At 71.1% G+C, this 15,986-nt stretch carries 20 protein-coding genes; 12 read left to right on the forward strand and 8 right to left on the reverse strand.

Annotated features, from left to right (window positions below):
* Window positions 1–125 precede the first annotated feature (125 nt).
* From ACTMMA_RS12545 to ACTMMA_RS12555, 3 genes are all read left to right on the forward strand, one after another.
* Window positions 126–1,382 carry an IS256 family transposase gene (locus ACTMMA_RS12545; RefSeq protein WP_441190474.1) on the forward strand — a complete coding sequence of 419 codons (1,257 nt, stop codon included), beginning with the start codon at window positions 126–128 and terminating at the stop codon, window positions 1,380–1,382.
* 82 nt (window positions 1,383–1,464) lie between these two features.
* Complete coding sequence (locus tag ACTMMA_RS12550) at window positions 1,465–1,821, forward strand: hypothetical protein (protein ID WP_441190475.1); 357 nt, start codon at window positions 1,465–1,467, stop codon at window positions 1,819–1,821.
* Window positions 1,821–2,453, forward strand: coding sequence for a class F sortase (locus tag ACTMMA_RS12555; RefSeq protein WP_441190476.1), 633 nt, complete (start codon window positions 1,821–1,823; stop codon window positions 2,451–2,453). The genes ACTMMA_RS12550 and ACTMMA_RS12555 overlap by 1 nt, the downstream gene beginning before the upstream one ends.
* Here ACTMMA_RS12555 and ACTMMA_RS12560 read toward each other — a convergent pair.
* Window positions 2,442–2,942: an NUDIX hydrolase gene (locus ACTMMA_RS12560; protein ID WP_441190477.1), complete on the reverse strand. Its 501-nt coding sequence runs from the start codon at window positions 2,940–2,942 to the stop codon at window positions 2,442–2,444. The two genes, ACTMMA_RS12555 and ACTMMA_RS12560, sit on opposite strands and share 12 nt — an antisense overlap.
* A 100-nt stretch (window positions 2,943–3,042) precedes the next feature.
* Here ACTMMA_RS12560 and thrS point away from each other — a divergent pair, with 100 nt between their 5' ends.
* Window positions 3,043–5,028 (forward strand): threonine--tRNA ligase, encoded by a 1,986-nt coding sequence (gene thrS, locus ACTMMA_RS12565; RefSeq protein WP_441190478.1) that lies wholly within the window; start codon window positions 3,043–3,045, stop codon window positions 5,026–5,028.
* A gap of 17 nt (window positions 5,029–5,045) precedes the next feature.
* Window positions 5,046–5,522, forward strand: coding sequence for a hypothetical protein (locus tag ACTMMA_RS12570; protein ID WP_441190479.1), 477 nt, complete (start codon window positions 5,046–5,048; stop codon window positions 5,520–5,522).
* Between the two features lie 154 nt (window positions 5,523–5,676).
* Here the strand turns inward: ACTMMA_RS12570 and ACTMMA_RS12575 are convergent, their stop codons facing one another.
* Genes ACTMMA_RS12575 through ACTMMA_RS12605 form a run of 7 tightly spaced genes read right to left on the reverse strand, consistent with a single transcriptional unit; the run spans window position 5,677 to window position 10,234 of the window.
* The gene (locus ACTMMA_RS12575; RefSeq protein ID WP_441190480.1) at window positions 5,677–6,144 is read right to left on the reverse strand and encodes a hypothetical protein; all 468 of its coding nucleotides are present in this window, start codon (window positions 6,142–6,144) and stop codon (window positions 5,677–5,679) included.
* Between the two features lie 4 nt (window positions 6,145–6,148).
* Complete coding sequence (locus ACTMMA_RS12580) at window positions 6,149–6,604, reverse strand: hypothetical protein (RefSeq protein WP_441190481.1); 456 nt, start codon at window positions 6,602–6,604, stop codon at window positions 6,149–6,151.
* Between the two features lie 7 nt (window positions 6,605–6,611).
* Window positions 6,612–6,956 carry a hypothetical protein gene (locus ACTMMA_RS12585; protein WP_441190482.1) on the reverse strand — a complete coding sequence of 115 codons (345 nt, stop codon included), beginning with the start codon at window positions 6,954–6,956 and terminating at the stop codon, window positions 6,612–6,614.
* Window positions 6,953–7,261, reverse strand: a complete 309-nt coding sequence (locus ACTMMA_RS12590; RefSeq protein WP_441190483.1) for a hypothetical protein — start codon at window positions 7,259–7,261, stop codon at window positions 6,953–6,955. Before ACTMMA_RS12590 ends, ACTMMA_RS12585 begins: the two co-directional genes overlap by 4 nt.
* Complete coding sequence (locus tag ACTMMA_RS12595) at window positions 7,258–8,931, reverse strand: radical SAM protein (RefSeq protein ID WP_441190484.1); 1,674 nt, start codon at window positions 8,929–8,931, stop codon at window positions 7,258–7,260. The genes ACTMMA_RS12590 and ACTMMA_RS12595 overlap by 4 nt, the downstream gene beginning before the upstream one ends.
* Window positions 8,928–9,737, reverse strand: coding sequence for a prolipoprotein diacylglyceryl transferase (locus ACTMMA_RS12600; protein ID WP_441190485.1), 810 nt, complete (start codon window positions 9,735–9,737; stop codon window positions 8,928–8,930). Before ACTMMA_RS12600 ends, ACTMMA_RS12595 begins: the two co-directional genes overlap by 4 nt.
* Window positions 9,738–9,766: 29 nt before the next feature.
* A complete protein-coding gene (locus tag ACTMMA_RS12605; RefSeq protein ID WP_441190486.1) occupies window positions 9,767–10,234 on the reverse strand; it encodes a nitroreductase family deazaflavin-dependent oxidoreductase in 468 nt (155 codons plus the stop codon).
* 39 nt (window positions 10,235–10,273) lie between these two features.
* Between ACTMMA_RS12605 and ACTMMA_RS12610 the strand changes: the two genes are divergently transcribed.
* The 7 genes from ACTMMA_RS12610 to ruvB all read left to right on the forward strand — a co-directional run bounded on the left by ACTMMA_RS12610 (window position 10,274) and on the right by ruvB (window position 15,916).
* Window positions 10,274–10,825: an HIT family protein gene (locus ACTMMA_RS12610; protein ID WP_441190487.1), complete on the forward strand. Its 552-nt coding sequence runs from the start codon at window positions 10,274–10,276 to the stop codon at window positions 10,823–10,825.
* Between the two features lie 143 nt (window positions 10,826–10,968).
* Entirely contained in the window at window positions 10,969–11,868 is a 900-nt protein-coding gene (gene pdxS / locus ACTMMA_RS12615; protein WP_441190488.1) for a pyridoxal 5'-phosphate synthase lyase subunit PdxS, read from the forward strand.
* Window positions 11,865–12,491, forward strand: coding sequence for a pyridoxal 5'-phosphate synthase glutaminase subunit PdxT (pdxT, locus tag ACTMMA_RS12620; protein ID WP_441190489.1), 627 nt, complete (start codon window positions 11,865–11,867; stop codon window positions 12,489–12,491). Before pdxS ends, pdxT begins: the two co-directional genes overlap by 4 nt.
* Before the next feature lie 70 nt (window positions 12,492–12,561).
* Window positions 12,562–13,332 (forward strand): YebC/PmpR family DNA-binding transcriptional regulator, encoded by a 771-nt coding sequence (locus tag ACTMMA_RS12625; protein WP_441190490.1) that lies wholly within the window; start codon window positions 12,562–12,564, stop codon window positions 13,330–13,332.
* A 144-nt stretch (window positions 13,333–13,476) separates the two neighbouring features.
* Window positions 13,477–14,142: a crossover junction endodeoxyribonuclease RuvC gene (ruvC, locus tag ACTMMA_RS12630; RefSeq protein ID WP_441190491.1), complete on the forward strand. Its 666-nt coding sequence runs from the start codon at window positions 13,477–13,479 to the stop codon at window positions 14,140–14,142.
* Entirely contained in the window at window positions 14,139–14,744 is a 606-nt protein-coding gene (gene ruvA / locus ACTMMA_RS12635; RefSeq protein WP_441190492.1) for a Holliday junction branch migration protein RuvA, read from the forward strand. Before ruvC ends, ruvA begins: the two co-directional genes overlap by 4 nt.
* On the forward strand, window positions 14,741–15,916 hold the full coding sequence (ruvB, locus tag ACTMMA_RS12640; protein ID WP_441190493.1) for a Holliday junction branch migration DNA helicase RuvB: 1,176 nt from the start codon (window positions 14,741–14,743) through the stop codon (window positions 15,914–15,916). Before ruvA ends, ruvB begins: the two co-directional genes overlap by 4 nt.
* Window positions 15,917–15,986 lie beyond the last annotated feature (70 nt).

Here is a 15,986-nt window from a genome sequence, read left to right on the forward strand (position 1 = left end):
CAGTGGAGTCCACCAGAGTGGTGTACGACGGCACCCGGTGAGCGTGTCCTGCACAGGTAGGCGCGGCCACCGGTGTGATCCTTCGAGTGAACCTTCCACAGCACTCTCGAAGAGGAGCACCACCGATGACCGCTTCCCCCATTATCGACCCTGAGCAGTTCCTGCACGAGGAGCTCGCGCAGGCGAGCCCGGACCTGATGCGTCACCTGCTGCAAACCTTTATCAACAGCCTGCTGTCCGCGCAGGCCGATGCCGTGTGCGGCGCGGACTACGGCACCCGCACGGCCGAGCGCACGAACCGGCGCAACGGGTACCGGCACCGGGACCTGGACACTCGCGTCGGCACCCTGGACGTGGCGATCCCCAAGCTGCGCGAGGGGACGTTCTTCCCCGAGTGGCTGCTGGAGCGGCGTAAGCGGGCCGAGGCCGCGCTGACCACGGTGGTGGCGACCTGCTACCTGCTCGGGGTCTCCACCCGGCGCATGGACAAGCTGGTGACGGCGCTGGGCATCACCGGCCTGTCCAAGTCCCAGGTCTCGGTGATGGCGACCGAGCTGGACGAGCAGGTGGAGTCCTTCCGCACCCGCCCCCTGGACGAAGGGCCCTACACCTTCGTGGCCGTCGACGCCCTGGTGCTCAAGGTCCGCGAGGGCGGGCGCGTGGTCAAGGTGTCCGCCCTGGTCGCGACCGGCGTCAACACCGAGGGCTACCGGGAAATCCTGGGCCTACAGGTCGCCACCGGCGAGACCACCGCCTCCTGGCTGGCGTTCTTCCGCGACCTGGTCGCCCGCGGCCTCACCAGTGCCGGGCCGGTCGGGCTGGTCACCTCCGACGCCCACGCCGGCCTCGTGGAGGCCATCGGTGCCACCCTGCCCGGGACCGCGTGGCAGCGGTGCCGCACCCACTACGCCGCCAACCTCATGTCCGCGACCCCCAAGTCCTCATGGCCGTGGGTCAAGACGCTGCTGCACTCGGTGTACGACCAACCCGACGCCGAGGCCGTGCACGCCCAGTTCGACCGCGTCATCGACACGCTCACCGACAAGCTGCCCGCTGTCGCCGAACACCTCGAGAGCGCCCGGGCCGACATCCTGGCCTTCACCACCTTCCCCAAGGAGGTCTGGCGCCAGATCTGGTCCAACAACCCCCAGGAACGGCTCAACCGCGAGATCCGCAGGCGCACCGACGTCGTCGGCATCTTCCCCCACCGCGAGGCCCTCACCCGCCTCGTCGGAGCCGTCCTGGCCGAGCAGCACGACGCCTGGACCGAGCAACGACGCTACATCGGACTGGACGCCCTCACTCGGTGCCGACACGCCCTGATCCCCACCACCACCGACCCCGAGGAGATCACTGCTACCGTTCCCGCACTGACGCCCTGATCAACCCCATCGAGGGATCACCGTCGAACACCACTCCACTGGACTTGACCTCACGATCGATCCGGAGCAGTACCCCAACCCGGTGGCCCTGCGCCTGCACGGCAACAAGGTGGACGCCAAGCACCTGTGGCTGGACCCCGTGACCGACAAGCCCTACCAGGCACCCTCAGAGGTTGACGGGGACAAGATCAACTGGGTCATCGTCTGCACCGGCACCATGCCCGACGACGAGGACCCCGGTGACCCGGGCGACCCCGGTGACCCGGGCGACCCCGGTGACCCCGGTGACCCCGGTGACCCCGGCAAGCCCAACCCGCCGATCGACACCGACGGTCCGGCCCAGCGCCCGATGGACGGCATGCTCCTGCTGGGTGGCGCCTCGCTGCTGCTCGGCGTGGGCGCAGTCGCCTACGGTCGCCGTCTCTACACCAACTCCTGATGACCACGCAGCGCCTGACGCGCCGTCAGGCGCTGCGTCGTCGCAGGATCGTGGTCCTGACCGGCCTGCTCCTCGTCGTGCTCGGACTGAGCACGGTGCTGGTGCGTGCCGGTCAGGCCGTCTGGGCCGCCGCCTCCGACGCGCTCACCACACGTGCAGCCATCGAGGCGACCGGCCCCAACTCACCGGCCAGACTGACGATCGACGACATCGGCCTGGACCATCAGCTCGTGCCCGGTGGACTCTCCGAGTCCGGGGCGATCGACCCGGACCGCGGTGAGCTCATGTGGTTCGACGGGGGAGACCGGGCCGTGCCAGGGGACGTGGGCATCGCCATCATCGCCGGCCACGTCGAGTACTACGGCGAGCCCGACGTCTTCGCCGACCTCGAGGGCGTGGAGCCGGGGGACGAGTTCAGTCTCACGCAGCAGGACGGGGACGAGCTCGAGCTGACCGTCCTCTCGACGGACCTGGTCGACAAGGAGGAGCTGCGCCGCTCCGACCTGGTGTGGGGGCAGGAGGACGAGCGACGCCTGGTTGCCCTCGTCACTTGTGACGACGACCTCGGCTACCGGGCCGACGGCCATCGCACGGCCAACCTCGTGGTGATCGCCGAGGTCTCACAGCTCTGAGCCGGCGGCCACCCTCCCGGGGATCTCCGCCAGCGCACGACCCACCCACGCAGCCACCTCGTCGGTGAGCGGCAGCTCCGCAAGACCCCCCTCGTCGACCCACCGCATACCGCCCTCCCCACCGAGCGCAGGCAGCGACCCGTCGGGCCCGGCGTCCTCGGGCACGGCGAAGTAGATGAGATCGATGTGCTGGTGCTCGGGGGAGATGTCCTCCAGCTGGATCCCCTCGGGCCGCGCGAGCTGGCGGGGCGCGTCGTCCGCGTGGTGGTCGATCCCGGTGCGGCCGACCAGGCGGACCGCGATGCCCGCCTCCTCCATCACCTCGCGCAGCGCCGCCTCGTCAGGCAGCTCGCCGGGCTCGATGTGACCACCGGGTGGCAGCCACAGCCCGGTCCTGGCGTGCAGGTGCAGCAGCACGTGGCCCTGCTGGACGACGAAGACGGCGACGGTGAAGTGGAAGGCCTCTGCCGCATACCTGCGCTCGGTCATGCACGGCACCCTAACCATGCAGGTCTGCCGTGCCCGTGGCGGTAGTGTTGTCAGGCACCGGCACCCGCCGGGCCACCCACCGCACTCGAGGAGACCATCCGTGTCCAGCCAGATCACCGTGAACGTCGCAGGGAGCGAGCGAACGGTGGAGCAGGGCACTACCGCGGCCGACCTCTTCGCCGACGACAAGCAGGTCGTCGTCGCCCGCGTGGGTGGGGAGCTGGTCGACCTGGCGCACGTCCTGAGCGAGGGCGACGAGGTCGAGCCGGTGCTGGTCACCGAGCAGGACGGTCTCGACGTGCTGCGTCATTCCTGCGCCCACGTGCTGGCCCAGGCCGTCCAGGACGCCTTCCCCGACGCCAAGCTGGGCATCGGCCCGCCCATCCGGGACGGCTTCTACTACGACTTCGACGTCGAGCAGCCCTTCACCCCCGAGGACCTCAAGGCCCTCGAGAAGGCGATGCAGAAGATCATCAACACCGGGCAGACCTTCGCCCGGCGCGAGGTCAGCGACGACGAGGCCCGCGAGGAGCTCGCGAACGAGCCCTACAAGCTCGAGCTCATCGGTCTCAAGGGCGGCTCCGCCGAGGACGCCGCAGAAGGGGCCTCCGTCGAGGTCGGCGGCGCGCAGCTGACCATCTACGACAACCTCGACCGCAAGGGCGAGGTCGTCTGGGGCGACCTGTGCCGCGGCCCCCACGTGCCCACCACCAAGCTCATCGCCAACGGCTTCAAGCTGATGCGCAGCGCCGCCGCCTACTGGCGTGGCAGCGAGAAGAACCCCCAGCTGCAGCGCATCTACGGCACCGCGTGGCCGACCAAGGCCGAGCTCACCGCATACCTCGACCGCCTCGCGGAGGCCGAGCGCCGCGACCACCGCAAGGTGGGCGCGGAGATGGACCTCTACTCCTTCCCGGAGGAGGTCGGCCCCGGCCTGCCCGTCTTCCACCCCAAGGGCGCCATCCTGCGGCGGACCATGGAGGACTACGTGTGGAAGCGGCACATCGAGGCCGGCTTCTCCTACGTGACGACCCCGCACCTGTCCAAGGAGGGGCTCTTCCACACCTCCGGGCACCTGCCCTACTACGCCGACGGCATGATGCCCGAGCTGGACGACGACGGTCAGGCCTACCGCATCAAGGCGATGAACTGCCCGATGCACAACCTCATCTACCGCTCCCAGCAGCGTTCCTACCGCGAGCTGCCGCTGCGCTACTTCGAGTTCGGCACGGTCTACCGCAACGAGAAGTCCGGCGTCCTGCAGGGCCTGACCCGCGTGCGGATGATCACCCAGGACGACAGCCACTCCTATGTCACCAAGGAGCAGGCGCCGGGCGAGATCAAGCACCTGCTCGACTTCGTGCTCTCGCTGCTGCGCGACTTCGGCCTCAACGACTACTACCTTGAGCTGTCGACGCGCGACGAGACCGGTGACAAGAAGGACAAGTTCATCGGCAGCGACGAGCAGTGGTCCGAGGCGACCGCGGTGCTGGAGGAGGTCGCGATCGAGTCCGGCCTGGAGCTCGTGCCCGACCCGGGCGGCGCGGCCTACTACGGCCCGAAGATCTCGGTCCAGGCGCGCGATGCGATCGGCCGCACCTGGCAGATGTCGACGATCCAGTACGACTTCAACCAGCCCGAGCGCTTCGAGCTGGAGTTCTCCGCCGCCGACGGCACCCGCCAGCAGCCGGTGATGATCCACTCGGCCAAGTTCGGGTCGATCGAGCGCTTCATCGGCGTCCTGGTCGAGCACTACGCCGGGCAGTTCCCGCCGTGGCTCGCGCCGGTGCAGGTGCTGGGCGTCCCCGTCGCCGAGGACTTCGACGACTATCTCAAGGACGTGGCCGCCCAGCTGACCGCGGCCGGCGTGCGGGTCGAGCTCGACCTGTCCGATGACCGCTTCCCGAAGAAGATCCGCAACGCGTCCAAGTCGAAGGCGCCGTTCATCCTCATCGCCGGCGGCGAGGACCGGGACGCCGGGGCGGTGTCCTTCCGCTATCGCGACGGCTCGCAGAAGAACGGCGTGCCGGTCGCGGAGGCGATCGAGGAGATCGTCACCGCTATTCGCGACCGCGTCCAGGTCTGAGACCGGGGCCGGCCGCGATGACTGAGTCCCTGGGCGCTGCCGCCTCCCGCGTGCGGGTGCGCCGGCTCGTCCAGGACGAGACTTTCCTGCTGGCGGCGCTGCACCTCCAGGTGCTGCGCCGCCGCGGGGTCTCCGCCCCCGACCACGTCCAATCTCTCGGTATGCAGTGGCACCAGCGGGCGGACGACTTCCCTTCGTGGGTGGCTGAGTTCGAGGACCAACACGTGGGGCTGGCCATCGTGTGCCTGCCCGTGCTGCCCCACGTCGGGCGGGCTGTGCCCGAGGTGGTCTGCGCCGAGTCGTTGGAGGAGGAGCTCATCGGGTCCGAGGTGGTGACCCTGGCCCTGGTGCGGGCGGTCGTCACCTGGGGCGGCCGTGAGGGCTTCCCGTGCGTGGACGTCTCGCCTGAGGTGGCCCTGCCCGGCCCGGTGCTCGACGCCGCCCGGGCGGACGTGATCGGTCACCGCCGGGTGAGTCTGCCCACGCGCCCCTGAGGCTGGGCCACGCGCACCTCTGCGCACACGCCCCACACGCCCCTGAGACCGGGCCCCACGCGCACCACCGCCCTCTGCGCCTCGGTGTTCATGGATGGCGGGTGCATCCACGGGCGTCTCCGGGAGTCCGTCGACGGGGCCAGGCAACGAGCAGTCAGCTGGCGCCGGAGACGAGCATCGCGATGAAGGCCGCGCAGGCGCCGGCGGCGATGATGAGGAGCAGCGCCAGGCCGGTCAGGGCACCGAGGGTGAACCTGCGCGTCCTCGGGTGGACCAGCCCGGCGATGGTCACCCCCAGGAACAGGAGAGGCACCAGCGCGGAGACGTCGCCGAAGAGGTTGAGCAGCACCCCGAAGACCAGGGGCGAGATGACCCCGGCGATGACGCCCAGCCAGAAGGGTGGGCCGGAGGGGCGCTCGGGCGGCGGCATGGGGGAGTAGCCCGGCGGAAGAGGAGCCGGGCCCGGGACCGTGTCCTCCGGAGTGCCCCCGGCACCGCCATAGGGATAGGGCTGCCCACCGAGCCGATGCATGCCGTCCGGCTGGTCGTCGGGCCCTGGGTGGTCGTCGGGAGGTGGGCGCCAGGGGTCGTCGGCCTCATCCGGGGACGGAGGATTCGTCATGGCTTCACGCGCCAAAGGAGATGGACAGGTAGGACACGAAGGCGGCACAGACCCCGGCGAAGACCATGCTGCCGATCGCCAGGCCCATGACGAAGCCGGCACCGGCCCGTCGCCACGCCGGGACCAGCAGGGCGATCAGGCCGAGGGCCGGCGGGGCCAGGATGAGCAGCGGGATAGGCAGCCCGGTGTCGGCCAGGACCATCGGGAAGGCGAAGGCGATGAGGAAGCCGAGCACCACCCCGCCGGACACGGCCAGGAACGAGCGGTCCCCGGGGCCCACGTCACGGGGGCGTTGATCGGGCTGCGCCGGCTCGAAGAGCCGCTCCTTGCCCGGCTCCGACCACGGGCCGTCGGGCGATCTGCGTCGGTCCTGCGGCGCCCGCGACGCTGGCGACTCCTGTGCCCCCTGCGGCTCTGGGCGCTCCGGCGGGGTGCCGCCCTGGTCCTCATGCGTTCCCATGGGGCTCCTAGGCGTTGAAGCTGGTGATGAAGGCGGCGCAGACCCCGGCGAAGACGATCGAGCCGATGGCCATGCCCATGACGAAGCCGGCACCGGCCCGGCGCCAGCTGGGGACCAGCAGGACGATCAGGCCCAGCAGGGGCAGCCCGAACGTCACCGCCAGGAACCCGACCTGCCCACCCGCCAGGCTCAGGTTGTCCAGCAGGGGCATCATCATCAGGGGGAAGGCGAAGGCGGCGACGAAACCGGCAAGGACTCCCAGGACGACCGCCCAGATCGAGGGCGGGTCGGGCTGGAAGGCCGGCTCGTCCGGGCGCCGGGGCTCTTCCTCGAACAGCGGTTGATCGCTCATCCCAACCATCCCTTCACCAGGTAGCCGATGCCGACCCCGGCCGCGACGAACAGCAGGCCCAGGTAGAGCAGGACCAGTCGAGTGTCCCGCAGAAGGCACTTGCTGCGCAGCAACCCGCCCCGACGGGCCCGCCAGTAGCCCAGGAAACCCAGCCCCGCGAACCACAGCAGCGCGAACGGCCCCAGCACCCAGCCCAGCAGGGCCACGGTCGCGAAGATGCACAGCCGCAGCGGGTCGAAGGTCGCCGGTGCCTCGGTCGGTGGCGAGCCGGGGACGTTCATGCCAGGGTCTGCCGCGGCGGTCATCGCGTCTCCACGGGCTCGAGGGTGAGGGGGACCGGCCCGGGCAGCGACACCGGTGCACCCGTCGTGCGGGCGCCGGTCACGGTGGAGATGCGGGTGCGGGCCAGCGGATTCCAGGCCTGGATCGCGCAGAAGGGCACGCACTGGTGGGCGCCCGCCTCGCCCAGGGCGCCGCCCTCCTCACCGGGATTGACGGCGGCCACGTGCACGCAGCACTGGGTCAACCGCTCCTCGATCATCGTGTGGATGTCCATGAAGGGCTTGACGGTCACCCGCACCACCCGCTCGGCCAGCATCCGGCGCATCCGCTCGTGGCCGCCGGGCAGCGTCGAGGTCGCCAGCGTGGTCAGCGTCCCGATGCCGATGTCGCAGCCGGTGCAGATGTCCTTCCACAGCCCACCGATGGAGGGATGGGACAGGGAGGACTGCTCCGAGAGCAGATCCAGCAAGGATCCCTTGACCGCCTTGCGCAGCGTCGCGGGCAGCTCCTGGTCGGCGATCCGGTTGGCCAGCGCGTCGGGCTCCAGGTCGAGGAACTCCTTGAGCCGGTCGGCCCCGATCAGGCTGACCAGCGACTTCCAGGCGCCGGAGTCGTCGCGGAGCAGATAGCCGACCGAGCAGCAGTGCGGGTGCGAGCACGGCAGCGCGGTCAGGTCGCGCCACGTCACCTCGTCGTCGGTCTGCGTGCCGAGCCGGGCCAGCACGCCGGTGTGGGTCAGCCGCTCCATCGGGTCCAGCCCGGCGGAGCGGCCGGAGGTGAAGACGGGCTGCACGGTGACGCCGCCGACGTAGGGGGTGCGCAGAGCCAGCCGCACCACGTCGCCGATCTCGTGATCGTTGACGCCCAGCGCGGCGGTCATGGTGAGCGTGGTGAAGATGCCCGCGGCGGACAGCCGCCCCAGTGCCTGCTCCTTCTGCCTGCGCAGGTCACCGCCCCGGTGGTGGACGGAGGCGGCCTTGGTCAGCCCGTCGAACTGGAGGTAGACCTCCACGCGTTGCCGGTGCTTCTTCAGCAGCGCGACCAGCTCGTCGTCCTGGGCGATCCGCAGGCCGTTGGAGTTGACCAGGATCCGCACGATCGGCCGCTCGACGAGCGCCTCGAGCAGCTCCTCGAAGTGCGGGTGCAGCGTCGGCTCCCCGCCGGAGAGCATGAGCACGTCCAGCCGCCCCCGCTCCCGCGCCAGCTTGGCGTCGACCGAGGCCAGCACCTCCTCGACCGGGGCGACCTGCGCCAGCGCGGGGGAGGAGGAGGCGAAGCAGGTCGGGCATTTCAGGTTGCAGTGGTCGGTGATGTCCTCCAGCAGGATGCAGGTGTGCTGGGTCTGCATCTGCGGCAGCCCGTCCAGATAGGCCTGCGGCACCGGGCGGTAGTTGCCCTGCAGGTCGGCCACGTGCTCCTTGGTCGGCGCGGTCCACTGCTCCAGATAGCGCAGGATCTCGGCGGACTCGTCGTAGAGGGTGCGCTGGAAGCCGTGCTCGGGGCAGCCCCGCTCCAGGTAGACCTTGCCGGCGCGCTCGGCCAGCCAGCCCGACAGCCGTCGCACGTCGGCCAGGTCACGGTCCGGATTCTCGTGGTGGCACTGCGGGCAGAAGGCGTTGACATAGCGGTGGACCCGGAAGTCGCGCAGCGGCATGCCCGGCCCCACCTCCGGCCGCCTCGACGCGGTGCTCACGGCGTCACCTCCTGGGGTGCGGGAGAAGAGGGGGTATGCGGTGCTGCGGCCAGGTGCCCCCGTCGCCACAGCCACGCCACGCGGGCCAGCACGAACGGCACGACCACGAGCAGGAAGAGCTGGGGCCGCGTCAGGCCCACCCCGCCCAGGGACCAGACGACCTCGTTGCCCCGGACGAACTCGACCAGGAGACGGAACACCGCATACCCCGCGATGTAGAGGACGAAGGACTCCGCGGGGCGGGCGAGCCGGTCGCGGTAGCGCCACAGCAGCACGAACGCGACCGCGTGGAAGAGGCTCTCGTAGACCAGCGAGGGGTGCAGCGGGACGCCGGCCACGCCGCCGAGACGCTGCGCGGTCTCGACGTCCAGCACGGGCCCGAAGCCGAGGCTGTTGGGGGTGCCGGGCAGCTCGGTGAGCGCGCAGCCGATCCGGCCCACCGCCATCCCGGCGGCCACGGCCGGGGCGAAGAGATGCCCCGTGCGGGGACGGTAGCCGCTGAGCCGCTTGGCCAGGTGGACCCCCAGCCAGGCCCCCACCAGCCCGCCCAGGATGCTGCGGTTGCCGTAGAGCCACTGCTCGGCCAGCGAGGCGTTCGCCCGCAGGTCGACATGCTGGAGCCAGGTGCCCAGGCGCATGAAGATCGCGCCCCCGACGACGGCGCCGGTCACGACGTAGAGGAAACGCTCGTCGCGGATCCCGTGGTGGCGGTGCTGCGCCCAGAGGACGAGGCACGCCACGACCACCCCCAGGCCCACGAAGATCTCGTGGAGCCCGAAGGGAAGTCCCCCCAGCGTCGGATACATGACCGCCACCCTAGGCGGTCACACCGACATCAGGCTGGCGGCTCGAGCAGGAAGACCGGGATGAGCCGGTCCGTCCTGCGCTGGTAGTCGGCGTAGGAGGGGAAGGCGGCGACCGCGCGCTCCCACCACGCGTCCCGCTCGGGGCCGGCCTCGAGGAGCCGGACCGAGCGCTGGTGGTGCTCGCCGCCGTCCTGGACGAGCACCTCGCCACCGGCCCGCAGGTTGTGGAACCACGCGGGATGCTCGGGCGCGCCGCCCTTGCTGGCCACGGCCGCGTAGGTGCCCTCGTGCTCCACGCGCATCACCGGCACCCGGCGCAGCATGCCGGAGCGGGCGCCGCGCATCGTCACCACGACGACCGGCGAGCCCTGCACGTCGACGACGGAGGTGTCCTGGGCCTGGTCGATGGCGGCCAGCTGGTTGGCCACCCAGCTGGACTTCTCGGGCAGGTATGCGGCTCGGTCGGCGTGCGTGATCGGCTGGTGGATCGGCTCCATGTGGGTGCCAACCGTGGAGGGCTGCGTAGGATTCCGGCCATGAGCGACGGATCGGGGCCGGTGCAGGACGCGGGCGAGCTGGCCGGGGTGCCGGACGGCTTCCAGCGGCTCTGGACCCCGCACCGGATGGCCTACGTCAGCGGCGAGCGCCCTAGTGCGGAGGCGGGGGAGGGCTGCCCGTTCTGCGCGGCGCCGGGAAAGACCGACGAGGACGGTCTCATCGTCCACCGGGGGAAGCACTGCTTCGTCGTGCTCAACCTCTTCCCCTACAACCCGGGCCACCTGCTCATCTGTCCCTACCGGCACGTCCCGCTCTACCTGGACCTGGAGGAGGACGAGCTGGCCGAGTTCACCGCGCTGACCAGGGCCGCGCTGCGCGCGCTGGAGGCGGCCAGCGGGCCAGCCGGCTTCAACCTGGGCATGAACCAGGGCGCCGTCGCCGGTGCCGGGGTCGCCGCCCACCTGCACCAGCACGTCGTGCCCCGGTGGGGAGGCGACATGAACTTCCTGCCGATCGTCGCCCAGACCAAGGCCCTCCCCCAGCTGCTGGAGGACGTGCGTCGCCGCCTGGTGGACGCCTGGCCGGCCTGAACCCACCCCCCGTCCAACCCGCCGTGCCTGCCAGGCGTGCCGCCCCGATGTCGACGGCGGGCACACGTGTGAGAGCGTGACCCTCGCGAGCCGAGCGCTCGCCGCATACCGAGCAGATCCCTTCCAGCCCAAGAGAGACCGACGTGACCGAGCAGAACAAGCCCACCACCGGCACAACCCGCGTGAAGCGGGGGATGGCCGAGATGCTCAAGGGCGGCGTCATCATGGACGTCGTCACCCCCGAGCAGGCCAAGATCGCCGAGGACGCGGGAGCCGTCGCCGTGATGGCGCTGGAGCGCGTGCCCGCCGACATCCGGGCCCAGGGTGGCGTCTCGCGGATGAGCGACCCCGACATGATCGACGGGATCATCGAGGCCGTCTCCATCCCGGTCATGGCCAAGGCCCGGATCGGTCACTTCGTCGAGGCGCAGGTGCTGCAGAGCCTCGGCGTGGACTACATCGACGAGTCCGAGGTGCTGACGCCGGCCGATTACGCCAACCACATCGACAAGTGGGCCTTCGAGGTGCCCTTCGTCTGCGGGGCGACCAACCTGGGCGAGGCGCTGCGGCGCATCACCGAGGGCGCGGCGATGATCCGCTCCAAGGGTGAGGCGGGCACCGGTGACGTCTCCAACGCGACCACGCACATGCGCACGCTGCGCGCCGAGATCAACCGGCTGCGCTCGATGGAGACCGACGAGCTCTACGTGGCGGCCAAGGAGCTGCAGGCGCCCTACGAGCTGGTCAAGGAGGTCGCCGAGACCGGCAAGCTCCCCGTCGTGCTCTTCACCGCCGGCGGCATCGCGACGCCCGCCGACGCGGCGATGATGATGCAGCTGGGGGCCGAGGGCGTCTTCGTCGGCTCGGGCATTTTCAAGTCCGGCAACCCGGCCGAGCGGGCCGCGGCGATCGTCAAGGCGACGACCTTCTTCGACGACCCCGACACCATCGCCCAGGTCTCCCGCGGCCTCGGCGAGGCGATGGTCGGGATCAACGTCGACGACATCCCGGTGCCGCACCGGCTCGCCGAGCGCGGCTGGTGACGAGCCGTCCCACGATCGGGGTCCTCGCCCTCCAGGGAGACGTCCGGGAGCACGCGGCCTGCCTCGAGCGGGCCGGTGCCCGGGCGGTCCCGGTCCGGCGTCCCACGGAGCTGCCCGGCCTGGACGGCCTGGTGGTCCCGGGTGGCGAGTCGACCACGATCGACAGGCTCAGTCGGCTCTTCGGGCTGCACGGACCGATCCGTGCGGCGATCGCGGGCGGGCTGCCGGTCTACGGATCCTGCGCCGGCATGATCCAGCTGGCCGACCGGATCCTCGACGGGCATCCCGAGCAGCAGACCTTCGGCGGGATCGACATGACGGTGCGGCGCAACGCCTTCGGCCGTCAGGTGGACTCCTTCGAGGCCGACCTGGAGATGCGTGGGCTCGAGGACGGCGGGCGAGCCTACCCCGGCGTCTTCATCAGGGCGCCCAGGGTCGAGTCCGTCGGTCGCGACGTGGAGGTGCTGGCCACGGTGCCCGGGGATCGGACAGGGGGCACCTCAGGCGGCGTGGGGACTCCGGTGGCGGTGCGTCAGGGAGCCCTGCTGGCCACCGCCTTCCACCCGGAGGTGACCGGCGACGACCGGGTGCATCGACTCTTCGTCGCGATGGTGACGGGGTAACATCGGGAGCCGACCGCGCGCCTTTCGCGCGTTATGTACCTATCTCTCGAGCAGCAAAGGAAGTTCAGCGATGGCCGGGCACTCCAAGTGGGCGACGACGAAGCACAAGAAGGCCGCGCTGGACGCCAAGCGGGGCAAGCTGTTCGCCAAGCTGATCAAGAACATCGAGGTCGCGGCCCGGATGGGCGGCGGCGACCCGGCCGGCAACCCGACGCTCTACGACGCGATCCAGAAGGCCAAGAAGACCTCGGTCCCCAACGACAACATCGACCGTGCGGTCAAGCGTGGCTCCGGCGCCGAGGCCGGTGGGGCCAACTACGAGTCGCTGGTCTACGAGGGCTACGCCCCCGGCGGCGTCGCGCTCTACATCGAGTGCCTGACCGACAACAAGAACCGCGCCGTCATGGAGGTGCGCACCGCGCTGTCCCGCAACGGCGGGTCGATGGCCGACAGCGGCTCGGTGGCCTATCTCTTCGACCGCAAGGGCCAGGTCGTGGTGCCCAAGGCACAGGCGGGCGGCGACACCAACGAGGACGACCTGCTCGAGACCGTCCTGGAGGCCGGCGCCGAGGAGGTCACCGACCTGGGTGACGCTTTCGAGATCATCTCCGAGGCCACCGACGTGGTCGCGGTCCGCACCGCGCTGCAGGAGGCCGGTGTCGACTACGACTCGGCCGAGGTCACCTTCGTGCCGAGCATGGAGGTGCCCCTGGACGCCGAGGGCGCCCGCAAGGTGATGCGCGTCGTCGACGCCCTCGAGGACTGCGACGACGTCCAGAACGTCTACTCCAACGCCGACATCTCCGATCAGGTCCTCGCCGAGCTCGACGGCGACGACTGACCGGACCCGTGTCGGGTCGGGCGCGACCCGCGGGCGTGTCGGAGCCGGACGGGGGCGGGGTGGCCGCGTAGCGTGGAGTGCGAACATCTGTCCACTCCCTGAGGCTCGCGCGGCGGGCCCGGGCCACCACCGGCAGGAGAGCCCATGCGCGTCCTTGGCGTCGACCCGGGTCTGACCCGTTGCGGCCTGGGCGTGGTGGAAGGCTCTCCGGGGCGCCGGTTGCGGATGGTCGCGGTCGGGGTGGTGCGCACGCCGATCACGGACGAGCCGCAGGAGCGTCTGCTCTCGGTGCAGACCGAGATCGACCAGTGGATCGCCGACTGGCAGCCGGACGCGATCGCCGTGGAGCGGGTCTTCGCCAAGGCCAACATCAAGGGGATCATGGGCACCGCCCAGGCCTCCGCCATCCCCATGCTGGCTGCGGCCCGGCTGGGCCTGCGGCTCGGGATGCACACGCCCTCGGAGATCAAGGCCGCGGTCACCGGCAACGGTCGGGCCGACAAGGCCCAGGTGACCCACATGGTCACGCGCATCCTGACCCTCGACGAGGCCCCTCGCCCCGCGGACGCGGCCGACGCCCTGGCCCTGGCCATCTGCCACCTGTGGCGCGGCGGGGTCGAGGACCGGCTCGGGGAGCCGGGCACCGGCGGGGCCAACCGTCTCGAGCAGGCCGCCCGCGAGGCCCAGTCCGCCGGTCCCAACCGGCTCGCGCAGCTGCACGCCCAGCACCGCACCGCCTCCCGCTCGGCCACTGCCCGGGCGGCCGCCGGCACCCGTTCATCCGTCACCTCCAGGAGGATCGCCCCGTGATCGCATCCGTGCGCGGCCCCGTCCGCCACGTCGGGCTCGACAACGTCGTCATCGAGGTCGGGGGAGTGGGCCTGCTGGTTCACACCACCCCGGCGACGGCCAGCGAGTGCCGCACCGGCGGCGAGGCCACCCTGGAGACCACCCTGGTGGTCCGCGAGGAGTCGCTGACGCTCTACGGCTTCACGACAGCTGACGCCAAGGCTCTCTTCGAGCAGGTCCAGACCGTCTCCGGCGTCGGCCCGCGGCTGGCTCTGGCGATGCTCTCGGTCTACCCGCCCGACGCCGTCCGGGCGGCCATCGCCCAGTCGGACCTGGCCGCCCTCACCAAGATCCCCGGCATCGGCAAGAAGTCGGCCGAGCGGCTCGTCCTCGAGCTCAAGGACAAGATCCTGGCGGTCGGCGTAGACCCGGCCTCGCTGTCGGTGCAGCCGGCCGGCGCTTCCGATGATGCCGTGGGTGCCCAGGTCCGGGCCGCGCTGGAGGGGCTGGGCTGGTCGGCCAAGCAGGCCGCCGACGCAGTGAAGAAGGTGACCGGCTCGCCGGAGGCCCCGACCGAGGTCTCGGCCATCCTGCGCGCGGCCCTCCGGGAGCTGGGCCGATGAGCGGCGGCACGGGGGCCACCCCCTACGACGACGGCAGCCACGAGGTCGACTTCGGCCCCGGCGAAGACCCGGACGTCGGCCGCATGGTCGACCCCCGGGGCAACGACGAGGAGCGTCGCATCGAGGCCGCGCTGCGGCCCCGCAGGCTGGCCGACTTCCCGGGCCAGGGGCGGGTGCGGGACCAGCTGGGCCTGGTCCTGGAGGCGGCACGCCGCCGCGGCACCCCGCCCGACCACGTCCTGCTGTCCGGGCCGCCCGGTCTGGGCAAGACCACGCTGGCCATGATCATCGCCGGCGAGCTCGAGCAGCCGATCCGCATCACGAGTGGCCCGGCCATCCAGCACGCTGGCGACCTGGCCGCCGTGCTGTCCTCGCTGGTCGAGGGCGAGGTCCTCTTCCTCGACGAGATCCACCGCATGTCCCGGCCCGCGGAGGAGATGCTCTACCTGGCGATGGAGGACTTCCGCGTCGACGTGATCGTGGGCAAGGGGCCGGGCGCGACGGCGATCCCCCTGGAGCTCCCGCCGTTCACCGTCGTCGGGGCCACCACCAGGGCCGGGCTGCTGCCGGCGCCCCTGCGCGACCGGTTCGGCTTCACCGGGCACCTCGACTTCTACGACACGGCCGACCTCGTCACCATCCTGGAGCGCAACGCGAGCCTGCTCGGCATCGAGGCAGACCAGGACGGGATCGTGCAGATCGCCTCCCGCTCCCGCGGCACGCCCCGCATCGCCAACCGCCTGCTGCGGCGGGTCCGTGACTGGGCCCAGGTCCACGGCGAGGACAAGGTGGACGAGGCGGCCGCGCGCGCAGCGCTGGAGCTCTTCGACGTCGACGTCCTCGGGCTCGACCGTCTGGACCGGGCCGTCCTGGAGGCGCTGTGCACCCGGTTCGGCGGCGGACCCGTGGGGCTGTCCACTCTCGCCGTGGCCGTGGGGGAGGAGCCCGACACCGTCGAGACGGTCGCCGAGCCCTATCTCGTCCGTGAGGGCTTCATGATCCGCACACCACGCGGGCGCGCCGCCAGCCCTGCGGCGTGGTCGCACCTCGGTCTGACCCCGCCCGTGGACGGCGTCGGGACGTGGGGCGGGTCTGCTGCCGGGCGGGGCGTTCCCGCGACCGACGACCAGGGAGAGCTTCCCCTGGAGGGCACCTCGGGTCGATTCGGCTGATCCCGGCCCCACGTCTTGCGGCCTGTTGCTTTGGTGGGCACAGGGGACTCACCTAGACTGCCCCGGGTGC

Origin of the sequence: Ornithinimicrobium panacihumi (assembly GCF_052073805.1) — a bacterium.
Classification (GTDB): Bacteria; Actinomycetota; Actinomycetes; order Actinomycetales; family Dermatophilaceae; genus Ornithinicoccus; species Ornithinicoccus panacihumi.